The sequence below is a fragment of the Herbidospora galbida genome, from assembly GCF_005233835.1.
Lineage (GTDB): Bacteria > Actinomycetota > Actinomycetes > Streptosporangiales > Streptosporangiaceae > Herbidospora > Herbidospora galbida.
Map to the genome: position 1 here is coordinate 45,824 of NZ_SZQA01000037.1, position 21,062 is coordinate 66,885.

Consider the following 21,062-nt stretch of genomic DNA (forward strand, 5'->3'; position numbering starts at 1 on the left):
GCCCCGGACCGGAATGATCATTTCTCCGGGTCGGGCGGCACACCCATCGCGTCGAGCCGCCGGTGGAGGCTCTCGAGGCTGTCGAGGACCTGCCGGAGCAGCTGCCGGTCGGCGGTGTGGCGGCGCAGGGTGGTGCGGATGGCGTCGTCGCCGGGCGCGGTCAGCCGGTCCATCACCGACCGGTCCTTGGCGGCCTGGTCGTCCATCCGCCCGATCAGCGCCTGTTTGAGCACCTCGGGTTCGACGCCGCACTCGCGCAGGGCGTGGACGCCCACGTTCTCGCCCTCGTTCAGCGCGCTCAGCAGCAGGTGCTCGGTGCCGATGTGCTTGTCGTAGCGCCGCAGGGCCTCCAGGTGCGACATCTCCAGGACCTTCTTCGCCCGTGGGGTGAAGGGGATGTGGCCCGGCGTCGGCGCGTCGGGGTCGGACGGGCCGGTGAGGCGGACGACGACGGCCCTCATCTCGTCGAGCCGCGCGCCGCATTCGGCGACCGCCTGGCCGGCCAGGCCCTGTCCTTCGTTGATCAGCCCCAGCACGATGTGCTCGACGCCGATGTAGGGGTGCTGCAGTTCCCGGGCTTCCTGGTTGGCCAGGACGACGACCTGGCGGGTGCGGTCGGTGAAGCGCTCGAACACGGGTTTCCTCCGTGTGGAGTGTGGGGGACTGCCCCCACTATGCGCCGGAAACGGCGGGCGCGCGAAGCGTGTAGACGTGGACGGGCCCGTGCTCGCCGATCCGGGTCCGGGTGCGGATCATGCCCAGCTTCTCGGCCAGCCGCTGCGAGGCGGTGTTGGCGGCGTCGGTCTCGGCCACCACCTCGGGCGCGCCCCGGGTCTCGAAGGCGAACCCGACCACCAGGCGGGCCGCCTCCAGCGCCAGCCCCCGGCCCTGCCATTTCGGATCTACACTGTAAAGGAGCTCGGCCGCGTGGTCGTCGGTGGTGCGCAGCCCGCACACCCCGATCTCGTGGTCGTGGACGATCGCCCACAGGCCGTAGCCGTGGGTGTCGAAGTCCTCACGGCTGTCGCCCACGATCTCGGCCACCAGCGCCGCCGAGACGAGCGAGTCGTCGAACAGGTGCCGCCGCACGCTCGGCTCGTTCCAGTGGACCAGCAGCCACGGCGCGTCCGACGGGGCGATCGGGCGGAGGGTCAGCCGGTCTCCGCGCAACTCGGTCATGCGGGCCAGGGTATGACCTCTCCGTGAACCGTGAAGAGGCTGCCGACCAGCTTTACGCCCTGCCCCCGGAAGAGTTCACCGCCGCGCGGAACCGGCTCGTCAAGGAGACCGGCGACAAGGAGATCGGGAAGCTGCGCAAGCCCACCGTGCTGGCGTGGGCGGTCAACCAGGTGGTGCGCTCACATCCCTCGGAGATCGGCGAACTCCTGGCCGTGGGGGAGGAGATGCGGACCGCCTGGGCCTCCGGCGACGGCGACGCCCTGGCCGCCCTCGGCCCGCGCCGCTCCGCCGCCGTGGCCGCCGTCTCCCGCCTGGTGCTCAAGGCCGCCGGCCGGTCGATCTCGCCGGCCGAGCTGGAGCAGACCCTCGACGCCGCCGTGATCGACGCCGAGGCGGCCGCCCTGGTCCGTTCGGGGCGGCTGGCGGGGGCCCTGAGCTACAGCGGCTTCGTGCCCACGGCCGTCCCTCCTTCGTCCTCCGTACGCCGCAAGCCCGCCGCGCCCGACCCGTCGATCCGGGCCGCGGCCGAGGCGGCCGTGGCGACGGCGCGGGACCGCCACGCGGAATGGGCCGACCAGCTGGGACCGGCCGTCGCCGAACGCGACGAGGCGCTCGACGGCGTCGCCGGGGCGGAGCGCGCCCTGACCGAGGCGCGCAAACGGGCGTCGGCGGCCGAGCAGCGCCACGACGTCGTCAGAAAGGAGGAGGCCAAGGCCCGGCAGGCGCTCACCGACGCAGAAAGCGCGCTGAGACGCGCCTCTACGGACAGATGACGACCCGCCCCGGAGGCCGCTTCGCGACCGCCTCGTAGGCGTCGCCGGCCAGTTCCAGGCCGAAGGTGAACGCGATGGGCGGCGGCCGGAACTCGCCCGACTCCAGGTGGGACGTGATCTGGCCGAGCAGTTCGGCGCACCGGACGGCGCCGAGCCGCCGGGTGTCCAGGCCCAGCATGCGCACCTCCCGGTGGTAGAAGTCGGGCAGGTCGATCTCGACCTTGCGCGTTCCGGTCGAGGCGATGACGACGAGCCTGCCCTGGTGGGCCAGGCAGGCCAGGGCCGAGGAGGTGGTGACCCCGCCGACGGCGTCGTACACGACCTCGGCGCCGGCGCCCCGGGTCAGCCGCCGCACCTCGGGGGCGACGTCGCCGTGCAGCAGGACGAAGTCGTCGAGGGCCGCCTCGTCCACCGGAGGTTTCCGGTCGATCCCGATGACCCTCGCCCCCCGGACGCGGGCGATCTGCGCCACCGCCGAGCCGACGCCGCCGTTGACCCCGAAGATCGCGATCGTCTCCCCCTTCTCCAGCAGGGCGGTCTCGACGACGCCGAGCCAGCCGACGACGAAGTTGACCCCGAGGACCGAGGCCTCGGCGAAGGTGAGCCTCTCGGGCTTGCGGATCAGCGCCGAGACCGGGACCACGACGAGTTCGGCGTGCGAGCCGTCGCGGGTGTACCCCAGGTCGCCGCCGGTGCCCCACACCTCCGCGCCGATCCAGTCGTGCGGCCCGCCGACGACCACCCCGGCGAAGTCGCGGCCCGGGACGCGGGGCAGCGAGGTGCCCGGGACGTAGCCGGAGACGGTCTTCAGGTCCGACGGGGTGACCGAGGCGGCCCTGATCGAGACGAGGGCGTCGCCGCCGTTCAGCTCGGGCTCGGTGACGTCGACGATCTCCAGGACGTCGGCGGGCGAGCCGTAACGGGTGAAGCGCAGGGCGCGCATGTCACGGCCTCCTCTCCGGCCCGGCCGGGGTGAGCGTGAAGGTCCAGTCGACGGTCTGGAACGGCTCGCCGACCTCGGTCCCGTCGGGCGCGGTCCCGGGCTCGCGGTGGACGAAGTCGACGACCAGCGACCGCTTGACCGCGAAGACGGCGTCCTGGTCGAGGTAGGGGTCGTCGCGCCGGAACAGCATGGTGATCAGGGGCCGGTAGCCGTCGGCGTGCAGCCGGAAGTGGAGGTGCTCGGGCCGCATCGCCGAGCGTCCGGCGGCCCGCATGATCTCCCCGCACGGCCCGTCGACCGGCACCGGGTAGAACCGCGGCGCGATCGACCGGTACCAGAACCGGCCGTCGTCGTCGGTGGTCAGCAGGGCCCGCATGGCCGGGCGGCCGTGCAGCCGCTCTTCCTGCTGGACGTCGTAGTGCCCCTCGCCGTCGCTGTGCCAGGTGTCGACCCTGACCCCGGAGAGGGGACCGCCGTCCGGCCCGAGGACCCGGCCGGTGAAGAACAGGGGCGTGCCCGGCACCCCGCCGGAGATGTCGGCGCCGTTGGGGGCCTCCGGGCGTCCTTCGACGTAGAAGGGGCCGAGCAGGGTGCTGTCGGTGGTGTGCGGCCCGTGGTGCTCGTTGATCAGGTCGACCAGGACGCTCAGCCCGAGGATGTCGGAGAGCAGCACGAACTCCTGGCGCGTGAGCGTAGTGATCTTGCCGACGCGCTCCAGGAAGTCCATCGCGGTGAACCACTCGTCGCCGGTGAGCCGCGTCTCCCGGGCGAAGTCGTGCAGATGCCGCACCAGCTCGACGAACAACTCGCGGGTGCGCGGGTCGTGACAGCCGTCGAAGGTGCTCTGCACCTCTTTGGTGATCGTGTCCTCGGTCAGGTCGATCGACATGATCCCTCCCCTCGTCCGTGGACCACTCAAACGACACTATCCGCAGGTCAGAAGAGGGTTCTCGGACGCGGGGCGGGCCGCGTAAAAGCGGCCACAACGCCGGGCAGGAGGGGTTCTCGCGGCGTCGCGCCGCCGCAAGGCCGGGCTCGGGGCCCGGTCAAGCGCGGGCCCCCGCCCGGCAAATCCCGGCTTTACCCGCCGGGCTACTGGCCGGGGATCTCGGCGGCCGAGGCCCGGTCGATCAGGAACAGGGTCTTCTCCACCCCGCGCGCGCCCGCCGCCGGGGCGGCGAGCTGGTCGCACGTCAGGGCGACCCGCACCGCGGCCGCCTTCTCGGCGCCCGACGCGATCACCCAGACCTCGCGCGCCGCCTGGATGGCGGGGAAGGTCAGGGACACCCGCGTGGGCGGTGGCTTGGGGGAGTCGTGCACGGCCACGACCAGGCGGTCGTTCTCGTGGAGCGCCGGGTGGCCGGGGAACAGGGAGGCCACGTGGGAGTCGGGGCCCATGCCCAGCATCAGGACGTCGAAGGCCACCCCGGAGCCCAGGGCGGCGGCGTACCGGTCGGCGGCCTCCTCGGCGGACAGGCCCGCATGGGAAGCGGGCATCGGGTGGACCCGCTCCGGGTCCAGGTCGAGCACGTCGAGCAGGGCCTCGCGGGCCTGCTTCTCGTTGCGGTCGGGGGAGTCGGCGGGGACGAACCGCTCGTCGCCCCACCAGACGTCCACCGCGCGCCAGTCGACCGCGTCGCGGGCCGGGGAGGCGGCCACGGCGGCCAGCGTGGCGATGCCGATCGTGCCGCCGGTCAGCACGACCGACGCCGTCCCCCGCTCCGTCTGCACGTCGGTCAGCCTCGTGATCAGCCGGGCCGCCACGGCCTGGGCCAGGACGGCCGGGTCCGGGTGGACCACGACGAAGGGGACTGCGCTCATGACGTACCTCCGATAAAAGAGAAACCGCCCGTCTCCCGGAAGGGGAGACGGGCGGTTGACGATCTTATTGTCCGGCGAGGTTCTTCAGCGCGCCCGCGTAGATCTCGTCGGGGTCGAGCCGCCGCAGCTCCTCGGCCAGCAGCTCCGACTCGGTGCGGCGGGCCAGCGCGACGTTGCGGTCGGGCTGTCCCGGCCGCGACAGGGTCGCCAGCCGCGCGTCGCCGCGGACCAGCGACAGCTCGCCGCCCTTGGCCAGCGTCAGCCGCACGGCGGTCAGGCCGGGGCCCTCCGACTCGCCGACGGCGATGTCGGCGCCGAGCTTGTCGGACAGCCACGACGCCAGCAGGCAGGCACTGGGGTGCCCGGCCGTCGCCTCGACGATGCCGCCCGTGACCGGCCCCACGGGCAGGTCGAACGCCGCCGCCAGGAGCGACCGCCACGGCGTGAGGCGGGTCCAGGCCAGGTCGGTGTCGCCCGGGACGTAGCCCGCCCAGCGCGAGGCGATGACCTTGGCGCCGTCGTGGGCGGTGCGGGCGTCGACGATCCGCCGGGTGGCGAGGTGCCCGACCGGGTCCTTCGCCGGCGCGGACGGCCCGTCGGCCGGCCACCAGACCACCACCGGGGTGTCGGTCAGCAGCAGCGGGCTGAGCACCGAGTCGGCGTGCTTGGTCAGCTCGCCGTAGAGGCGCAGGATGACGACCTCGCCGGGCGAGGACTCGCCGACGCGCAGTTCCGCGTCGAGCCGGTCGCCCTCGCGGGCGTCGCGCCGGATCACCACCAGGATCCTCGACGGGTGCTCGCGCGCCGCGTCGGTGGCGGCGCGCACCGCGTCGTACTGGCCCGCCTCGTCGGAGACCACCACGAGCGTGAGCACCATGCCGACGGCAGGGGCGCCCATCTGGTGGCGGAGCTTGGTCAGCGCGGAGCTGATCTTCGAGGCGGTGGTCGCGGTCAGGTTGAAACTGGTCACAGCCGCCTCCAGACACGTCCGTCGCGGGCGAGCATCTCGTCGGCGCCCGCGGGACCCCACGTGCCGGCCGGGTAGCCCTCGGGGCGGCCGTGGGTGGCCCAGTACTCCTCGATCGGGTCGAGGATCTGCCAGGACAGCTCCACCTCCCGCTGGTGCGGGAACAGCGGCGGGTCGCCGATCAGGACGTCCAGCAGCAGCCGCTCGTAGGCCTCGGGGCTGCTCTCCATGAACGACTCGCCGTAGGCGAAGTCCATGGACACGTCGCGGACCTCCATGGCCGTGCCGGGCACCTTCGACCCGAACCGCACCGTGATGCCCTCGTCGGGCTGGACGCGGATGACCAGGGCGTTCTGGCCGAGGATCTCGGTGTCGTCCTTGCTGAACGGCAGGTGCGGCGCCCGCTGGAACACCACGGCGACCTCGGTCACCCGGCGGCCCAGGCGCTTGCCCGCGCGCAGGTAGAACGGCACCCCGGCCCAGCGGCGGTTGGCCACCTCGAGCTTGATGGCGGCGTAGGTGTCGGTCAGCGAGTCCTTCGGGATGCCGTCTTCCTCGAGGTAGCCGATGACCTTGTCACCGCCCTGCCAGCCGGCGGTGTACTGGCCCCGGATCGCGCCGGTCGCCAGGTCGTCGGGCAGCCGGACCGCCTTGAGGACCTTCTCCTTCTCGCGGCGCAGCGAGTTGGCGTCGAAGGACGTCGGGTCCTCCATCGCGACCAGCGCCAGGAGCTGGAGCAGGTGGTTCTGGATGACGTCACGGGCCGCGCCGATGCCGTCGTAGTAGCCCGCCCGCGAACCGATGCCGATGTCTTCGGCCATCGTGATCTGCACGTGGTCGACGAAGCTGCGGTTCCAGATGGGCTCGTAGAGGTTGTTGGCGAAGCGCAGGGCCAGGATGTTCTGGACCGTCTCCTTGCCCAGGTAGTGGTCGATCCGGAAGACCGAGCTCTCCGGGAAGACCGCGCTGGTGATGCGGTTGAGGTCCTGCGCGCTGGCCAGGTCGTGGCCGAACGGCTTCTCGATCACCACGCGGCGCCACGACCCGTCGGGGTGCTGCGCCAGACCGGTGCGCTTGAGCTGCTCGACGACCGTCGGGAAGAACTTCGGCGGGACCGACAGGTAGAAGGCGTAGTTGCCGCCCGTGCCCCGGGTCTCGTCGATCTCCTTCAGCATCATCGACAGGCAGTCGAACGCGCCGTCGTCGTGGAACTCTCCCGGGCAGAAGTGGATGCCCTCGGAGATCTGCTTCCAGACCTCCTCCCGGAACGGGGTCCGGGCGTGCTCCTTGACGGCCTCGTAGGTGACGTTGGCGAAGTCCTCGTGCGCCCAGTCGCGGCGGGCGAAGCCGACCAGGGAGAAGCCCGGCGGCAGCAGGCCGCGGTTGCCCAGGTCGTAGATCGCCGGCAGCAGCTTGCGCTTGGCCAGGTCGCCCGTGACGCCGAACAGCACCAGGACGCACGGCCCGGCCACCCGGGGCAGCCGCTTGTCACGCGGGTCGCGCAACGGGTTCTCGGCGATGGTCTGGTCGGTGACCGCGACCTCCGCTATGGCCGTGGTCGAGACCTGGGTCTCGTCGGCGAGGGCGGCGGGCTCGTTTTCAGACATCATTCGGCGCCCTCCTGTGCGACGGCTCCGTTTTGATCTCATGCATCAGGTCAGAGCTCCTCGGCGACCGAGAGCAGATGGGCGACGCCCGCCCGCCGGTCGGTCAGGTGGAGGCGCACGGTCGGACGCCCCCGCGACTGGAGCGCCCCGAGGTCGCCCAGCGCCTGCGCGAGCTGGAGCTCGGCCAGGCCGTAGGGCCGGCCGGGAACCTCCACGTCGTCGCTGTTGACGCCGGTGATCTGCAGGAACACTCCGACCTGCGGGCCACCCTTGTGGTATTGGCCCGTGGAGTGCAGGAACCGGGGCCCCCACCCGAAGGTGACGGCGTGGTCGGTGCGGTAGTCGAGCAGGTTGCGCAGCGTCGCGACGTCGGCCGCGGCCCACGCCTCGGTCGTCTGCTCGAAGTCGCCTCCGCCCAGGATCGCGGCGTCGAAGGCCGCCTCCCGGTCGAGGTAGGCCATGATCGCCAGGTAGCCGTTCTCGGGGATCTCCCGCAGCACCCAGGTGAGCACGTCGGCCAGGTTGTCGCAGTTCTCGCCGACGTCGCCGTAGACCTCGACCGGCCCGTCGACCACGACGGGGTAGGCGCTCTCGGGCCTGCCCTGGAGGATCTTGGCGGTGTTCTCCTTCGACTCGGCCACGTTGGGCTGGTTGAAGGGGTCGATCTCCAGCACGCGGCCGGCGATCGCGGTGGCGTACTCCCACACGAGGAACTGCGCGCCCAGCGGGCCGTCGACGTGGACGTCGCCCTCGGGGCCGATGTCGACCGAGAACTGGTCGGCGGCCTCGGCCGAGTCGGCGCCGACGACGGGCAGGATGCCCTTGCCCGACTTGCCGGTCGACTCGGCGATGAGCTGCTCGATCCAGTCGGGCAGCCCGGTGATGTCGGACAGCGCGTCGCGCAGGATCAGCTTGTCGCGGCCGGCCAGCGCCTGGGCGCCCAGAAGCGCGCCCAGCTCGAGACCGGGGTTGCCCTCGTTCCGGGCCAGCGACGGGGCGACCTCGGCGGCGTCGTCGAGCAGCTTCACGACGTCGGCGCCGGCCAGCGCGCTCGGCACCAGGCCGAACGCGCTGAGCGCGCTGTAACGCCCGCCGACGTTGGGGTCGGCCAGGAAGACCTGGTAACCCGCCTCGGCGGCGGTCTTCTCCAGAGGTGAACCCGGGTCGGTCACGACGACGATCCGGTCGGCCGGGTCGATGCCGGCGTCGCGGAAGGCCTTCTCGTAGATCCGGCGGTGGCTGTCGGTCTCGACGGTGCCGCCGCTCTTCGACGCGACCACCACGACCGTGTTCTCCAGCCGCTCGCCCAGGGCGCGCAGCACCTGGCCGGGGTCGGTGGTGTCGAGCACGGTCAGCGGCACGTCCTCGGTCGCGCAGATGACCTCGGGCGCCAGCGACGAGCCGCCCATGCCGGCCAGCACGACGTGGTCGAGCCCTTCGGCCCGCACCCGCTCCACCAGCTTGGTCAGCTCGGGAAGCAGTTCCCGGCTGGTGGTGGGCAGGGTCAGCCAGCCGAGGCGGATCGCCGCCTCGGTCTGCGCCTCGGGCCCCCAGAGGGTCGAGTCGCCCGCCGCGAGAGCGGCCGGCACGCCCTCGGCGACCAGCTTGTCCTTGACGGCCGCCGCGGCCTCAGCCGCGTGACCCAGGGTCACCTCTACCGCCATGAGTTATCGGGCCTTCCCCAGCTCGGTGGTGACGGTCTCCAGCAGTTCGTTCCACGAGACGGCGAACTTGTCGACGCCTTCGTCCTCGAGCGCCTTCACGACGTCGTCGTAGTCGATGCCGACGCTCTTGAGGGCGGCCATGGCGTTCCAGGCGGCCTCGTAGAACGGACGGATCGTGTCGCCCGAGATACGGCCGTGGTCGGCCACGGCGTTCAGCGTCTTCTCCGGCATCGTGTTGACGGTGCCGGCGGTGACGAGCTCGTCGACGTAGAGCGTGTCGGGGTAGTCGGGGCTCTTGGTGCCCGTGGAGGCCCACAGCGGGCGCTGGGGACGCGCCCCGGCCGCGCGCAGCTCCTGCCAGCGCGGGGTGTTCACGACCTCCTCGAAGGCGGCGTAGGCCAGGCGCGCGTTGGCGACGGCGGCCTTGCCCTTGAGCTCCAGCGCCTCGGGGGTGCCGATCTTGTCGAGCCGGGAGTCGATCTCGGAGTCGACGCGGCTGACGAAGAACGAGGCCACCGACTCGATCTGGGACAGGTCGAGGCCCTTGGCCTTGGCCTGCTCCAGGCCGTCGAGCCAGGCGTCCATGACCGCGCGGTAGCGCTCGAGGGAGAAGATCAGCGTGACGTTGACGCTGATGCCCTCGGCGATGGCCGCGGTGATCGCGGGCAGGCCCTCGAGGGTCGCCGGGATCTTGATGAACAGGTTCGGCCGGTCGACGAGCCACCACAGGGCGCGGGCCTCGGCGATGGTCGCCTCGGTCTCGCGGGCCAGGCGGGGGTCGACCTCGATGGAGACGCGGCCGTCGACGCCGGAGGTGGCGTCGTAGACCGGGCGCAGCACGTCGGCGGCCCAGCGGATGTCGAACGTGGTGATCGCGCGCACGGCCTCGTCGACCGAGACCTTGCGGACCGCGAGGTCGTGCAGCTGGGTCTCGTAGGCGTCGCCCTTGCTCAGCGCGGACGCGAAGATCGTCGGGTTGGAGGTGACACCGGTCACGTTCTTCTCGCGGATCAGGGCCGCGAGGTTGCCGGTGCGCAGGCGCTCACGGCTGATGTCGTCGAGCCAGATCGACACGCCGAATTTGGTCAGCTTGGAAAGGTTCTCACTCATATTCAGTTTCCCGTCGTCTCGCCCTTGTCGGCGCCGGTCTTGGCGAGCGAGGCCTTCGCCGCCGCGGCCACGCGCTCCGCCGTGAGGCCGAACTGCTCGTAGAGGGTCCTGTAGGGGGCCGAGGCGCCGAAGTGCTCCAGGCTCACCACGACGCCATCGTCTCCTACGAACTCGCGCCAGCCCAGCGCGATTCCCGCCTCGACGGCGACCCGCGCGTGAACATTCGGTGGCAGGACCTCCTGCCGGTAGGCGGCGTCCTGCGCGTGGAACCACTCGACGCACGGCATCGAGACGACGCGCGTCGGGATGCCCTGCGCCTCGAGGCTCTTGCGGGCTCCGACGGCGATCTCGACCTCGGAGCCGGTGCCGATGATGACGACCTGCGGCTGCCCGTTCGAGGCGTCTTCAAGCACGTAGCCGCCCTTGGCCACCTTGGTCGCGTCGGCGGTGCCGGCGTAGACCGGCAGGTTCTGCCTGGTCAGCGCGAGCGCGGCCGGGCGGTCGTTGTGCTCCATGATGATCCGCCAGGCGGCGGCGGTCTCGTTGGCGTCGGCCGGGCGGACCACGTCGAGGCCCGGGATCGCGCGCAGCGCCCACAGGTGCTCGATCGGCTGGTGCGTCGGGCCGTCTTCGCCGAGGCCGATGGAGTCGTGCGTCCAGACGTAGGTGACCGGCAGCTTCATCAGCGCGGCCAGGCGCACCGCGGGGCGCATGTAGTCGCTGAAGACCAGGAAGGTGCCGCCGTAGGGGCGGGTGCCGCCGTGCAGGGCGATGCCGTTGAGGATGGCGCCCATGCCGTGCTCGCGGATGCCGAAGTGGAGGGTGCGGCCGTAGGGCCCGCCGGGGAACTCCTTGGTCTGGAACTCCTCGGGGATGAACGACGGCTCGCCCTTCATCGTGGTGTTGTTCGACTCGGCCAGGTCGGCCGAACCGCCCCACAGCTCGGGCAGCACCGGCGCCAGGGCGCTCAGCACCTCACCGGACGCCTTGCGGGTGGCCATGGAGCCACCGGCCTCGAAGGTCGGCAGCGCCCCGGTCCAGCCGATGGGCAGCTCCTTGGCGCTGAGCCGGTCGAGCAGGGCGGCCCGCTCGGGGTTGGCGGCGCGCCACTCCTGGTAGCCCTTGTCCCACTCGGCGTGGGCGGCCCGGCCGCGCTCGACGACGCCGCGGGCGTGCTCCAGCACGGCCACCGGGACGACGAACGACTCGTTCGGGTCCATGCCGAGGATCTTCTTGGTGGCGGCGATCTCGTCGGCGCCCAGCGCCGAACCGTGGATCTTGCCGGTGTTCTGCTTGTTCGGGGCCGGCCAGCCGATGATCGTGCGCAGCCGGATGAACGAGGGGCGGTCGGTCTCGGCGCGGGCGGCCTCCAGAGCGGCGTGGAGGGCGGCGACGTCCTCCACGTAGTCGCCGGTCTGGGTCCAGTCGACGGTCTGGGTGTGCCAGCCGTAGGCCTCGTAGCGGGCCACCACGTCTTCGGAGAGGGCGATCTGGGTGTCGTCCTCGATGGAGATGTGGTTGGAGTCGAAGACCACGGTCAGGTTGCCCAGGCGCTGGTGGCCGGCCAGGGCGCTGACCTCGTGGCTGATGCCCTCTTCGATGTCGCCTTCGGAGGCCACGCACCAGATGTGGTGGTCGAAGGGGGAGGTGCCGGGGGCGGCGTCGGGGTCGTAGAGGCCGCGCTCGCGGCGGGCCGCCATGGCCATGCCGACGGCGTTGCCGATGCCCTGGCCCAGCGGGCCGGTGGTGGTCTCGACGCCGAGCGTGTGGCCGTGCTCGGGGTGACCGGGGGTCAGGCTGTCCCAGGTGCGCAGGGCCTTGATGTCGTCGAGGCTCAGACCGTAACCGGACAGGTAAAGCTGGATGTACAGTGTCAGACTCGAATGACCACAGGACAGTACAAATCGGTCACGACCCACCCAGTGGGAATCGGTCGGGTCGTGTCGCATCGTCTTCTGGAACAGCAGGTAGGCGGCGGGGGCCAGGCTCATCGCCGTACCGGGGTGTCCCGAGCCCGCCTTCTCGACAGCGTCCATCGCCAGGGCGCGCACCACGTCGACGGCCTGCCGATCGAGGTCGCTCCACTCAAGACCAGCACTGCTCACTCGCTCGATCCCCTCTTGTTTACACTCACGCGGTTCAGGCGTTCCCGCCCACACGGGACCCTAACGGGTGCGGATGCGTACCGTCTGGTAGGCACCCCCCAAACGATCAGGGGGTGGGTGAGCAGCCCCGATTCAGGGACCACGGGCCCGTCCCACTACAGTGATTTCCCTAGTTCCGGCTGCTGCCCGGAGATCCCGCTCTAATCCCGAGGTTACGCGTTGACCCCGCACGTGCTGGAAGCGCCTTGACGGTGCTCATGAAGAACGAAGCGATGGCCCCCGCCGCGGTTCGCCGCGGCGCAGGCGAGGTCATCCGGGCCTATGTGGCGCTGACCAAGCCGCGGATCATCGAGCTGCTCCTGATCACGACGCTGCCGGTCATGTTCCTCGCCGCCAAGGGCCTTCCCGACCTGTGGCTCGCGATCAACACCATGGTGTTCGGCACCCTGTCGGCAGGCAGCGCCAACGCGCTGAACTGCTACATCGACCGCGACATCGACGAGGTGATGCGCCGCACCCGGCGCCGCCCGCTGGCCCGTCACACGGTGTCCCCGAGGGGCGCGCTCACTTTTGGCGTGATTTTGGGCGCGGCTTCCACGCTGGGCCTCGGCCTGACCGTGAACTGGCTGGCCGCCGCCCTGTCCTTGGGGGCGATCCTCTTCTACGTCCTGGTCTATTCGATGTTCCTGAAGCGGCGCACGTCGCAGAACATCGTCTGGGGCGGCATCGCCGGGTGCATGCCCGTGCTGATCGGCTGGGCCGGCATCACCGGCGGCATGTCGTGGGCGCCGGTCGTGCTGTTCGGCGTGGTGTTCTTCTGGACGCCGCCGCACACCTGGACGCTCGCCATGCGCTACCGAGAGGACTATGCCGCCGCGAAGGTGCCGATGCTCCCGACGGTGGCCTCCGAGGCCACGGTCGTGAAGCAGGTCATCTGGTACACGTGGGCGACCGTGGTCTGCTCGCTGCTGCTGTGGCCGGTGGCCGGGACCTCCCTGTTCTACCCCGCCGTCGCGGCCGTCCTGGGCGCCGCCTGCCTGTTCGAGGTGTACGCCCTGCGCCACCGCCTGAAGGCGGGCAAGACCGGCGTCGACCTGCGCCCGATGCGGTTCTTCCACTGGTCGAACATCTACCTGGCGCTGCTGTTCCTGGCCGTGGCGATCGACTCCCTGATCGCCTGAGCGGACAGCGCGTCGAGGTTCCGTTACGCTCACGGAATGGCGAGCCTGGATCCGCGATCGGTGTTGAGGGGGCGCCCGTCCTTCGGGCTCATCATCGGGCTTGTGGTGGCGGGCATCTGCGCGACCGTGTCGTTCTCGTTCGACATCCTCAACGGCGACCCGGTCGAGTTCTTCATCGCGCTGGCGGCGGCGATCGCGCCCGTCCCGCTGCTGCTGGCGGGGGTGCTGGCGCTCGACCGCATGGAGCCCGAGCCGCGCAGCAACCTGATCTTCGCCTTCATGTGGGGCGCCGGGATCGCGGTGCTGTTCGCCGGCCTGCTCAACTCGCTCAACCTGATCTACGTCGAGAACGCGCTGGGCGACCCCGAGGGCGCCCGCAACTACGTCGCCACCTTCGGCGCCCCGCTCGTCGAGGAGTCGATGAAGGGGCTGGTGCTGGTCGGCCTCCTGCGCTACCGGCGGCAGGAGCTCGACGGCCCGACCGACGGCATCATCTACGCCAGCATGGTGGGCCTGGGCTTCGCGATGTCCGAGAACGTCAGCTACTACCTGGCGGCCCTCACCGAGAACGGCCCCGAGGGCCTGGCCGCCACGGTGGTGCTGCGCGGGGTGCTCTCACCGCTGGCCCACCCGCTGTTCACCTCGCTGATCGGGATCGCGGTCGCCTACGCCGCCCAGCCGCAGAACCGGGGCGCGCGCGGGGTCTGGATGGTGGTCCTCGGCTGGATCGGCGCGATGATCCTGCACGGCCTCTGGAACGGGTTCGCCTCGTTCGCGGGCTTCAACGGGCTGATCGTGGCCTATCTGATACTGATGGCGCTGCTCTTCGTGGAGCTGTGGGTCATCGTGCGCGACCGGAAGCGGGTGGTCGGCATGATCCAGCACTACCTGCCGCCCTACGAGCGCACCGGGCTGATCACGGCCGCCGACGTCGTCATGCTCTCCTCGCTGAAGCACCGGCGGGAGGCCCGCAAGTGGGCCCGGCAGCACGGCGGCCGGCGCGGGCAGCAGGCGATGAGCGACTACCAGCTGGCCGCCACCGAGCTCGGGCTGCTGCATGAGCGGGCGGTGCGCGGCGGGGTCTCCGAGGCCGACTTCCTCACCACCCAGCGGTCGCTGGCCGACCTGATGGCCTACTCGCGGGGCATGTTCCCGGTGCCGCCGCCGCGCGTGACCGTACCGCCGCCCTGGGCTTGAAATCTTCCTGTCAAGAGGGCTTCCGGTGACAGGTTCACACGGATTCGGTGTCGCCTCAGTTACAAATCTTGTGTTATTTCACATTTGATCACTACGAATTAAGGCACGCACTCTGATCACGGAGGTTCTCTGTTGCGTGCCCCCACCGCCCTCCTGAGCGTCGCCGTCGCGGCCACGCTCCTCGTTCCGACGGGTTCGGCCTCCGCCGAGCCGACCCCGCCGCCCGGGGTGACCACCCGCGACTTCGGCAACGGTCCCGAGCGCAACGAGGAGGCCGCCGGCGTCGCCGATCCGGCCGCCGCCACGTTACGCGCCCTGGCGGGCGACACGACCCCCGCTGCCGCCGCCGAGCGGCTCAGGCAGTTCCCCTTCTTCCGCGACTTCAAGGACAAGGAGCGCGGCTACCCCCGCCAGACCCGCCTGCCGGTTCCCGCCGAGAACCCGGCCGACGCCTCCATCAAGCTGGGCCTGACGCCCTACCACGCCATCGCCGGCAAGCTGAACGCCCTCCAGGCCCGCAGCAACCGCGTCAGCGTCGAGATCATCGCCACCTCCCACCAGGGCCGCGACCTCTACCTCGTGACGGTCACCGCGCCCGAGAGCAAGCACCAGGCCCGCGAGCAGGACGCGATCCGCGACCGGATCGAGAACGACTCGGCCAAGGCCGCCAAGGACCGCAAGCTGCCCGGGAAGTACAAGGCGCCGGTCTTCATCAACAACAACATCCACGGCAACGAGTGGGAGGGCACCGACGCCGCCCTGCGCGTGATCGAGGAGCTGGCCACCAGCAACGACAAGAAGATCGTCGACCTGCTGAACCGCACCCGGCTCTACTTCAACGTCACCGCCAACCCCGACGGCCGGTTCGGCAACACCCGCGCCAACGGCGCCGGCTTCGACATGAACCGCGACTTCATCACCGCCTCGCAGCCCGAGGTCCAGGCGATGCGCCAGGTCATGATCGACACCCAGCCGGTCGCCATGATCGACCTGCACGGCTACGTCAACGGCACCCTCATCGAGCCGACGACCCCGCCGCACGGCGCCAACTACGAGTACGACGTGTTCATCAAGAACACCTACGCCAACGGCCTGGCCATGGAGCAGGCGGTGCTGGGCCTGGGCTACACGCCCGAGAAGGACGGCGTGAACCCGCCGACCATCCCGTTCCGCGACGACGCCGAGGGCTGGGACGACTGGCCTCCGATCTTCACCCCGCAGTACGCCCCCTTCCAGGGCGCGGTGGCCTCGCACACCATCGAGTTCCCGATGCGGGTCAACAACGCCGACTACGCCAACCTCCCGGTGGAGGAGCTGCGGCGCCGCTCGGCCATCAACACCAACATCGCGGCGGCGGTGATGCGGGCGACGTACACCTTCGTGCAGGAGCGCCACGACCAGCTGATCGCCGACCAGATCGAGGTGTTCCGCCGGGGCGCCGCCGGTGAGGCCTCCAAGCAGGTGCCGCTGGACATCGTGCCCGGCTTCGGCCCGGAGGACGTCTACAACACCACCTTCCCGCGCGCCTACGTGATCCCGGCGGGCGACGGGCAGCGTTCGGCCACCGCCGCCGCGCGCCTGGTCGACCACCTGATCGCCAACGACGTGCGGGTCGAGCGGGCCAAGCGGGCCTTCCAGGCCAACGGCAAGTGGTACGCCGAGGGCTCCTACATCGTCGACATGCACCAGCCCAAGCGCGGCATCGCGAACGTGATGCTGGAGCCGGGCGCCGACATCACCCCGCGCGTCGACTCCATGTACGACATCTCCGGCTGGAGCCACGCCCTGCTCTGGGGCGCGACGGTCGACTCGGTCGGCTCCCTGCGGGCCGACGCCAAGACCGTCGACCGGGCCGACCTCGACGGCTCCGTGCCGTGGACGAACCGCTCGCTGTCGCTGCGGGTCACCGACGGCCGCGAGATCCAGGCCGTCAACGAGCTGCTCGGCCAGGGCGTCCAGGTCACCTGGGCGGACAGCGGCACCGCCGTGATCCCAGCCTCGGCCCGCCGCGCCGCCGAGGGCGTCGCCCGCAAGTACGGCGTCACCTTCGGCGTCGCAGACAAGGCCGCAGGCGCCAAGCTCGGCCAGGTCCGGATCGCCGCCGCGGTCTCGGCCGACGAGCTGTTCACCCTGCGTGAGCTGGGCTTCCAGGTCACGCCGGTGTCGACGGCCGTGCTGAACGCCGGGTTCGACTGGAGCGCGACCGACGTGCTCTTCGTCTCCAGCGGCCTCAACTACGCCCAGCTCAACGCCGAGGCCAAGGCCGCGCTCGACGCCTACCTGACGACGGGCGGCGTGGTCACCCGCGGCAGCACCGGCGCGACCTTCAACGGCGCCGCCGGCCTGCTCACCGTGACCTCGGTCGCCGGTCGCAGCGACGCCAACGGCGTGGTGAAGGTGACCTCGCCGGGCGGCCCGGTCGGCGGCGACGCCCCCGCCAACTCGTTCGTCTACTCGCCGCGCTGGTTCACCGGCCTCGGTTCGGAGGTCCGCGTCGAGCAGGCGTACGCGACCGACGGCCCGCTGGTCAGCGGCCACTGGCGGGCCAACGCCAACGGCACCGGCGGCCAGGACGCCGCCCGCGGCCAGGCGGCCGTGGTCAGCGGCCGGGACGAGCGCGGCGCGGCCGTGGTCATGTTCGGCACCGAGCCGATGTTCCGCAACCACCCCAAGGGCCTGTTCGCCCAGGTGGCCAAGGCGCTCTACTGGTCGTCCTCCGCGGCCGACGTGAAGTAGACGTGAACTGAACGAGACACGGCCCCTGGCGCTCCGGCCGGGGGCCGTGTTTCAATTCCGGCGGGCCCGAACCCACGTGACGATCGTCGATCCGTCACGCCTGGAGGGCCCCCGTTGAAGAGAAACTCCCTCACCGCCCTTGCCGTCCTCGTCCTGGTCGCCGGGGCGGCGCTGATCGCCTGGCGGATCATGGGGAGACCCGCCGAGGCGGTCCACTTCCACCCCTCGCCGTCGCCCGCCGTCGCGGCCTCCAAGTGCACCGCCGACGTCAAGCTGATCACCACCTGGCCTGGGGGTTTCCAGGGTGAGGCCAAGATCACCAACACCGGCACGGCGCCGATCAACGACTGGTACGTCCAGTGGAACGTCCCGCTGGAGGCCAAGATCACCCAGTCGTGGAACGGCACGTGGATGCAGAGCGGCCCCTCGGTGATGATCCACGCCGAGAAGTGGAACAAGGTGCTCAAGCCGGGTGCGACCGAGGTCGCCGGCTTCAAGGGCGACGCGAAAGAGGCCCCCACCATCGCCGACATCTACTGCGGCTGAAACGTTCAGGGGTTTCCCCTGGTCAGCGCCCCGGGCCGGGCCGTCTCCTCGACGCCCCGGCCGGGCCGGTGTCATCGTCCGGATCGTCACGCAGGTCATCGGGCCCCCTGTTTCCGGGTGGGCCGTCTTTCCGGAGGGCGTACCACGCATGCCCCCGACCGAGAGGACCGCATCGTGACCCGACCCCTGATCGCCGTGGTGGCCGCCTTGGCGGCACTCGTGGCGATGGTCGTCGCATCGCCGTCGGCGCAGGCCCACGGCGCCACCACCAATCCGGCCAGCCGCACCTACGCGTGCTACGTCGACGGCCTGACCGGCGGCCAGATCATCCCGAAGAACGCCGCCTGCGCCGCCGCCGTCGCCCAGGGCGGCACCCAGCCCCTCTACGACTGGTACGGCGTGCTGCGCTCCGACGGCGCCGGCCGCACCCGGGGCTACATCCCCGACGGGCAGCTCTGCTCCGGCGGCAACACCAAGTACGCCGCCTACGACCAGCCCCGCACCGACTGGCCCTCGACCAACCTGACCTCGGGCGCCAGCTACAACTTCGTCTACGGCGCCTGGGTGCCCCACCCCGGCGCGTTCCGCCTCTACGTCACCAAGCAGGGCTACGACCCGAGCCAGCCGCTGACCTGGTCGATGATGGAGGAGAACCCCTTCTTCACCGCCGACCCGCAGCCCGCGCTCGACAACGGCGCCTACCGCTGGACCGCCACCCTCCCGGTCCGGACCGGCAGGCACATCATCTACGCCGTCTGGACCCGCAGCGACAGCGCCGAGACCTTCTACAGCTGCTCCGACGTGGTCTTCGGCGGCACCGCGACCCCCACACCCAGCCCGTCGTTCCCCGCCGGATGCCAGCCCGGCGCGCCGACTCCGGCGCCGTCGTGCCCGCCGGTCAGCCCGAGCCCGTCGTTCCCGGCCGGGTGCCAGCCCGGCGCGCCGACTCCGGCGCCGTCGTGCCCGCCGGTGAGCCCGAGCCCGTCGTTCCCGGCCGGGTGCCAGCCTGGCGCGCCGACTCCGGCGCCGTCGTGCCCGCCGGTGAGCCCCAGCCCCAGCCCGTCGTTCCCGGCCGGATGTGAGCCCGGCGCGCCGACTCCGGCGCCGTCGTGCCCGCCGGTCAGCCCCAGCCCGACGCCCACCCCCGGCTCGTGCACCGTGACGGCCGGCATCGCGAGCGCCTGGAACAGCGGCTTCCAGGGCAGCGTGACCATCCGCAACACCGGCTCGACCCCGATCTCCTCGTGGACGGCCACCGCGACCGTCGCCTTCGGCACCACGGTCACCTCGGCCTGGAACGCCGCCTACACGCAGAGCGGCACGACGCTGACGTTCCGGCCGATGTCGTGGAACACCACGATCCCGCCGGGCGGCACGATCGTGATCGGCTTCCTCTCGAACTTCAGCGGCGGCGGCACCCCGACGGTCACGGCCGGCACCTGCCGGTAGACGCGCGAAGCCCGCCACGACAGGGCGTGGCGGGCTTCCGCGGTCACGAGGTCCCGGGAATGGTAACCGGCGGTCCCCATCTCCGGCCACGCGCGGTCACGTCCGCGCAGGTCGATCTATGAACGTTTCGCCAGCGCGGTGTCGAGGGAGCTCTCGTAGGGCCCCAGGAACGTGGGGTCGGACTTGAGCACGACCGAGTCGAGGAACGCCTTGCCGGTGGCGAAGAACTCACGGGCCGCGTAGACGTAGGTCGTCAGCGCGTACTTGCGCTGGGAGTCGTCGCCGACGCCGAACGTGGCCAGGCCGGCCTCCCGGCAGAGGGTCACCGCGCGGGGGAGGTGGAAGGTCTGGGTGACCACGGTCACCCGGGACGCGCCGAAGATCTTCTTGGCGCGTACGCAGGAGTCCCAGGTGTCGAGGCCCGCGTAGTCGAGCACGAGCGCCCCGGCCGGGACGCCCTTGGCCAGCAGGTAGTCGCGCATGACCGTGGGCTCGTCGTACTCCTTGACGTGGTTGGTGCCCGACAGCAGCAGCGCCCTGACCTTCCCGGCCCGGTAGAGCGCCGCGCCGATGTCGAGGCGGTCGCGCAGCATCGCGGTCGGCCAGTCGCCGACCACCCCCGCGCCCAGCACCAGCGCGACCGGCGCGGCCGGGACCCCGGCGGTCCAGCCGGGGTCGTTGGTGTCGATGCGGTGGCCGTCACTCGACAGCCACGCCCACGTCATGGGCGCCAGGGCGGCCAGGCTGGCCGCGACGGCGCCCCGGAAAACGGCTCGTTTCACGAAGGGTCAGACGCGGGCGACGCTCTCGCGGTTCGCGAACTCGGTGATCTCGCTGCGCTCCCGCAGCGTGTGCACCACCCGCAGCGTGGCGATCCACACGAGGGCCGCCCCGAGCACGTGGAACCCGACCAGCAGGGCGGGGACGGCGAGGAAGTACTGGACGTACCCGATGATCCCCTGCGCGATCTCCACGCCGAACAGGATCAGTGCCGCCTTCCTGGCCCGCTCGGGCGCCTTGGTCAGGTAGAGGGCGAACAGCAGGGCGAAGCTCAGCCCGACGACCACCCACACGACGTCGGCGTGGATGCGGGCCACGACCTCGATGTCGAAGTCGAAGCGGCTGGCCCGCTCGTCGCCGGAGTGGGGGCCGGTGCCCGTGGTGACGACGCCCGCGACCAGGAGGACGAGCATGGCCCCGGTCAGCACCCGGCCCAGCGTGACGATCCACGGATGGACGACGGGCACGGTGGGCCCGTCGCCCTCGGTCGACCGGGCGAACAGCATGTACGCCGCCGCGATCATCCCGATCGACACCAGGAAGTGGACGCTCACGGTGACCGGGTTGAGCGCGGTCCGCACCACCAGCCCGCCCCAGAGCGCCTGGAAGACCACGCCGAGCGGCTGGACCAGCGCCAGCGGGATCAGCGAACGCCGCCTCAGCCTCCACGCGGCCAGGAACACCGCGATGGCGACCGCCAGCACCAGGAGGCTGAACATGCGGTTGCCGAACTCGATCGCGGTGTTGATCGGCGAGTGGTCCGGATGGGGGACCGGGACGAAACTGTCGGCGGTGCACCGGGGCCAGGTCGGGCAGCCGAGCCCCGATCCCGTGAGCCGCACCGCCGCGCCCGTGACGGTGATGCCCGCGTTGACCACGACCGCCGCCAGCGCCCAGGCCCGCATGTCACGGGCGGCAGGGGTCCAGACGGAGGAGAAGAGACGCTTCACGGCGTCAATGCTAGGTGCGGTGGGGGGCGGTCCCTCTTGCGGCCCGATATGTCA

The 21,062-nt window shown here is 71.2% G+C and carries 18 protein-coding genes; 6 read left to right on the forward strand and 12 right to left on the reverse strand.

Features of this window, described 5'->3' with window-relative positions:
- Nucleotides 1-17: 17 nt before the first annotated feature.
- Nucleotides 18-635, reverse strand: coding sequence for a Clp protease N-terminal domain-containing protein (locus tag FDA94_RS30940; protein WP_137250600.1), 618 nt, complete (start codon nucleotides 633-635; stop codon nucleotides 18-20).
- Between the two features lie 37 nt (nucleotides 636-672).
- Nucleotides 673-1,179, reverse strand: a complete 507-nt coding sequence (locus tag FDA94_RS30945; protein WP_137250601.1) for a GNAT family N-acetyltransferase — start codon at nucleotides 1,177-1,179, stop codon at nucleotides 673-675.
- A 23-nt stretch (nucleotides 1,180-1,202) separates the two neighbouring features.
- On the opposite strand from FDA94_RS30945, the gene FDA94_RS30950 reads away from it, so the two are divergent.
- Complete coding sequence (locus FDA94_RS30950) at nucleotides 1,203-1,952, forward strand: hypothetical protein (protein ID WP_137250602.1); 750 nt, start codon at nucleotides 1,203-1,205, stop codon at nucleotides 1,950-1,952.
- Here the strand turns inward: FDA94_RS30950 and FDA94_RS30955 are convergent.
- The 8 genes from FDA94_RS30955 to tkt all read right to left on the reverse strand — a co-directional run bounded on the left by FDA94_RS30955 (nucleotide 1,939) and on the right by tkt (nucleotide 12,169).
- Complete coding sequence (locus FDA94_RS30955) at nucleotides 1,939-2,895, reverse strand: quinone oxidoreductase family protein (RefSeq protein WP_137250603.1); 957 nt, start codon at nucleotides 2,893-2,895, stop codon at nucleotides 1,939-1,941. The two genes, FDA94_RS30950 and FDA94_RS30955, sit on opposite strands and share 14 nt — an antisense overlap.
- A gap of 1 nt (nucleotide 2,896) precedes the next feature.
- Entirely contained in the window at nucleotides 2,897-3,784 is an 888-nt protein-coding gene (locus FDA94_RS30960; RefSeq protein WP_137250604.1) for a dioxygenase family protein, read from the reverse strand.
- Nucleotides 3,785-3,987: 203 nt separating this feature from the next.
- Nucleotides 3,988-4,716: a 6-phosphogluconolactonase gene (gene pgl / locus FDA94_RS30965; RefSeq protein ID WP_137250605.1), complete on the reverse strand. Its 729-nt coding sequence runs from the start codon at nucleotides 4,714-4,716 to the stop codon at nucleotides 3,988-3,990.
- A gap of 64 nt (nucleotides 4,717-4,780) precedes the next feature.
- A complete protein-coding gene (locus FDA94_RS30970) occupies nucleotides 4,781-5,686 on the reverse strand; it encodes a glucose-6-phosphate dehydrogenase assembly protein OpcA (protein WP_137250606.1) in 906 nt (301 codons plus the stop codon).
- On the reverse strand, nucleotides 5,683-7,290 hold the full coding sequence (gene zwf / locus FDA94_RS30975; RefSeq protein ID WP_137250607.1) for a glucose-6-phosphate dehydrogenase: 1,608 nt from the start codon (nucleotides 7,288-7,290) through the stop codon (nucleotides 5,683-5,685). The genes FDA94_RS30970 and zwf overlap by 4 nt, the downstream gene beginning before the upstream one ends.
- A 50-nt stretch (nucleotides 7,291-7,340) precedes the next feature.
- Nucleotides 7,341-8,954: a glucose-6-phosphate isomerase gene (locus FDA94_RS30980; protein WP_137250608.1), complete on the reverse strand. Its 1,614-nt coding sequence runs from the start codon at nucleotides 8,952-8,954 to the stop codon at nucleotides 7,341-7,343.
- 3 nt (nucleotides 8,955-8,957) lie between these two features.
- Complete coding sequence (tal, locus tag FDA94_RS30985; RefSeq protein ID WP_137250609.1) at nucleotides 8,958-10,064, reverse strand: transaldolase; 1,107 nt, start codon at nucleotides 10,062-10,064, stop codon at nucleotides 8,958-8,960.
- Between the two features lie 2 nt (nucleotides 10,065-10,066).
- Nucleotides 10,067-12,169 carry a transketolase gene (tkt, locus tag FDA94_RS30990; RefSeq protein WP_170991204.1) on the reverse strand — a complete coding sequence of 701 codons (2,103 nt, stop codon included), beginning with the start codon at nucleotides 12,167-12,169 and terminating at the stop codon, nucleotides 10,067-10,069.
- Between the two features lie 257 nt (nucleotides 12,170-12,426).
- Between tkt and FDA94_RS30995 the strand changes: the two genes are divergently transcribed.
- From FDA94_RS30995 to FDA94_RS31015, 5 genes are all read left to right on the forward strand, one after another.
- On the forward strand, nucleotides 12,427-13,350 hold the full coding sequence (locus tag FDA94_RS30995; RefSeq protein WP_062340442.1) for a heme o synthase: 924 nt from the start codon (nucleotides 12,427-12,429) through the stop codon (nucleotides 13,348-13,350).
- Between the two features lie 36 nt (nucleotides 13,351-13,386).
- Nucleotides 13,387-14,547 carry a PrsW family intramembrane metalloprotease gene (locus tag FDA94_RS31000; protein WP_137250610.1) on the forward strand — a complete coding sequence of 387 codons (1,161 nt, stop codon included), beginning with the start codon at nucleotides 13,387-13,389 and terminating at the stop codon, nucleotides 14,545-14,547.
- 132 nt (nucleotides 14,548-14,679) lie between these two features.
- On the forward strand, nucleotides 14,680-17,283 hold the full coding sequence (locus FDA94_RS31005) for a M14 family zinc carboxypeptidase (RefSeq protein ID WP_246060241.1): 2,604 nt from the start codon (nucleotides 14,680-14,682) through the stop codon (nucleotides 17,281-17,283).
- Between the two features lie 114 nt (nucleotides 17,284-17,397).
- Nucleotides 17,398-17,829 (forward strand): cellulose binding domain-containing protein, encoded by a 432-nt coding sequence (locus FDA94_RS31010; protein ID WP_137250611.1) that lies wholly within the window; start codon nucleotides 17,398-17,400, stop codon nucleotides 17,827-17,829.
- A gap of 174 nt (nucleotides 17,830-18,003) precedes the next feature.
- Entirely contained in the window at nucleotides 18,004-19,278 is a 1,275-nt protein-coding gene (locus FDA94_RS31015) for a lytic polysaccharide monooxygenase (RefSeq protein WP_137250612.1), read from the forward strand.
- A gap of 116 nt (nucleotides 19,279-19,394) precedes the next feature.
- Here FDA94_RS31015 and FDA94_RS31020 read toward each other — a convergent pair whose 3' ends face one another.
- Together FDA94_RS31020 and FDA94_RS31025 are read right to left on the reverse strand one after the other, a co-directional pair.
- Nucleotides 19,395-20,060, reverse strand: coding sequence for a SanA/YdcF family protein (locus tag FDA94_RS31020; RefSeq protein ID WP_246060242.1), 666 nt, complete (start codon nucleotides 20,058-20,060; stop codon nucleotides 19,395-19,397).
- 6 nt (nucleotides 20,061-20,066) lie between these two features.
- Nucleotides 20,067-21,008 carry a COX15/CtaA family protein gene (locus FDA94_RS31025; RefSeq protein ID WP_246060243.1) on the reverse strand — a complete coding sequence of 314 codons (942 nt, stop codon included), beginning with the start codon at nucleotides 21,006-21,008 and terminating at the stop codon, nucleotides 20,067-20,069.
- Between the last annotated feature and the right edge of the window lie 54 nt (nucleotides 21,009-21,062).

What these genes read in the sequence shown, in the direction of transcription:
- FDA94_RS30945 (WP_137250601.1), bottom strand. Translation starts at nt 1,179, where the DNA reads ATGACCGAGTTGCGCGGAGACCGGCTGACCCTCCGCCCGATCGCCCCG.
- FDA94_RS30955 (WP_137250603.1), bottom strand. Translation starts at nt 2,895, where the DNA reads ATGCGCGCCCTGCGCTTCACCCGTTACGGCTCGCCCGCCGACGTCCTG.
- FDA94_RS30960 (WP_137250604.1), bottom strand. Translation starts at nt 3,784, where the DNA reads ATGTCGATCGACCTGACCGAGGACACGATCACCAAAGAGGTGCAGAGC.
- pgl (WP_137250605.1), bottom strand. Translation starts at nt 4,716, where the DNA reads ATGAGCGCAGTCCCCTTCGTCGTGGTCCACCCGGACCCGGCCGTCCTG.
- zwf (WP_137250607.1), bottom strand. Translation starts at nt 7,290, where the DNA reads ATGTCTGAAAACGAGCCCGCCGCCCTCGCCGACGAGACCCAGGTCTCG.
- FDA94_RS30980 (WP_137250608.1), bottom strand. Translation starts at nt 8,954, where the DNA reads ATGGCGGTAGAGGTGACCCTGGGTCACGCGGCTGAGGCCGCGGCGGCC.
- tal (WP_137250609.1), bottom strand. Translation starts at nt 10,064, where the DNA reads ATGAGTGAGAACCTTTCCAAGCTGACCAAATTCGGCGTGTCGATCTGG.
- FDA94_RS30995 (WP_062340442.1), top strand. Translation starts at nt 12,427, where the DNA reads ATGAAGAACGAAGCGATGGCCCCCGCCGCGGTTCGCCGCGGCGCAGGC.
- FDA94_RS31000 (WP_137250610.1), top strand. Translation starts at nt 13,387, where the DNA reads ATGGCGAGCCTGGATCCGCGATCGGTGTTGAGGGGGCGCCCGTCCTTC.